Source organism: Acetobacter pasteurianus subsp. pasteurianus LMG 1262 = NBRC 106471 (assembly GCF_000285275.1).
Classification (GTDB): Bacteria; Pseudomonadota; Alphaproteobacteria; order Acetobacterales; family Acetobacteraceae; genus Acetobacter; species Acetobacter pasteurianus.
The window spans coordinates 1-1,803 of the sequence record NZ_CADO01000140.1 but is presented as its reverse complement, the minus strand read 5'-3'; the positions used below and the strand labels follow the sequence as shown (position 1 = coordinate 1,803).

Annotated in this window: 1 protein-coding gene; it reads right to left on the bottom strand. The window is 57.0% G+C overall.

All coding sequences use genetic code 11. The features are described 5' to 3' along the window. Window positions 1-249 precede the first annotated feature (249 nt). Entirely contained in the window at window positions 250-1,173 is a 924-nt protein-coding gene (locus tag APA10_RS14225; RefSeq protein ID WP_250697759.1) for a protein rep, read from the bottom strand. Window positions 1,174-1,803 lie beyond the last annotated feature (630 nt).

The following is a 1,803-nucleotide window of genomic DNA, read 5'->3' as shown; positions in this document are numbered from 1 at the left end:
AAAAAAAACCCGTTTGCCCTTTTGGAGTTTTTCCAAACCCGTTGAGCATGAAATGCGAGTAAGTCCGTTGCCCGGTACCGGGCAACATATCTTGCCTATTCAGTTTCTGTCTTATTCAGCCCTACTTGGCCCCATCAGCAATTTTTCTGATTTCGGGCCGAGTAGGGCCAAGTAGGGCCGAGTTTTTGAAATTACTCCAAAGAAACCCCTGCTAAGGGCGCACTTATGCAAACTCTGTTTGCGTGCGTCTCATCCGTCCTCAATGTCGATCCGTCTGGGGTCATGAATGAGGGCTGACGGTTCCGCATCGGCCTGACGGTAACGGCGATATTTCCGGTCAGCAGGACGCCAGTTAAACCCGACACGCCCCCCATCGTCCTGTTCCCCGTCTCCATCGGTCAGAGCAAGTTCCTCGTCGCTCTCCTGCCCTTCCTTGAGCACGTCTTTCAGCGCACCCCCAGTCGCCACAAACCTCAGTTTGTGAACCTGTCGCGTCAATTCCATGAACCATTCCGGGTCGGTCGTCATGTCGGCAGGCTTCACCGCGTATTTCAGGGTCTCCGCCGCCGCCTGCTGAATAGCCTGCAATTCCCCATCCGCGCCCTTACGCGGATGAACTGCCCGCACGTCCACACTTGGAGCATAGTTCAACCGAGCGCAGGACTGCCACACGTCCACCCAGCGGGCCTGTTTGACGTAACTCTGGCCCCGGAAATACGAAGGCGGCACCATCAGCAACGCATGAAAGTGCGGGTGCGCTGAACCGTCCTTGCCCCGCGTCACCTCGGTTGTCCGTATCCAGCCCTGCACGAGCTTAAACTCTGGTCGAAGCACCAACCGACGCCAGCTATCGTTCATAGCCTTTAGGGTGGCCCGTAGATCTTCCACGGGGCAATTTCGCACCGTGAGGGTCAGAAAGAGCCACCGCGCCCCTGTATGGGCTTTTATGAGGCCGGGTAGTGCTTGGTAGAAACGGGCCTGCCACATGAGCGAACGCCTCCACTGGCATACAGGGCAATGCCGCACCCGGCAGAACTGCGCTTCCTTGAGCTTTAACCAGGCCTCGCCTGTTTCTGGGTCATGGGTTTCACTGAACCGCAGAACCCCCGCGCACTTCCCAATCCGCTCCGCCAGCCGCTCAAACTCCCGCGCCTCGCCATAAATGGCCTGCACGTCCTGCGCCTGCGCCCGGTGAACGTCCCAGGGCTTATCCCGTGGCGAAATGTCGGAAAGAGAAGGGTCTTGGTGTCGTAAACGACGTGTGTTATGTTCTTTGCAGGTGCAGCAATGCACGGAAAAACCCCTGTTACTTTGGTGGTGTCGCAACTCCCAAGGTACAGGGTTTTTCTTTGACCAGTCAATTCCTTAAAAAACCGCAGTCGCTCTAGGGCTAGACCCCCAAACTACGACCTGCATTTATCCCTTAAGTATAAATACAAGGTGCGAAAACCGCATTTTCGCCGCCCCGCGCACGTCCTCGCACAGCTCCGGGGCTCGCGGTGCGGCGCTACTGCTCCCCCTCTCCATGCCCATTCTTACGGTCTCAAATTCGGGACAGGTTTTGCGTGGTTATATGTCACGCATCGGGGGAATGTGCGGGCAATCACCACCCCCCACCAGACGCCTACCGGCGGCCTACGGCGCTCCCGCTCTGCGCTCGCTCTGGTGCTGCACCGACTTTGTGCTGTGCCCGTCTGCTTGCTCAAGGGGCAGGAACAGACTGGAAGGGCCAGAGGCACAAAAGGAAACAAAAAAAACCCGTTTGCCCTTTTGGAGTTTTTCCAAACCCGTTGAGCATGAAAT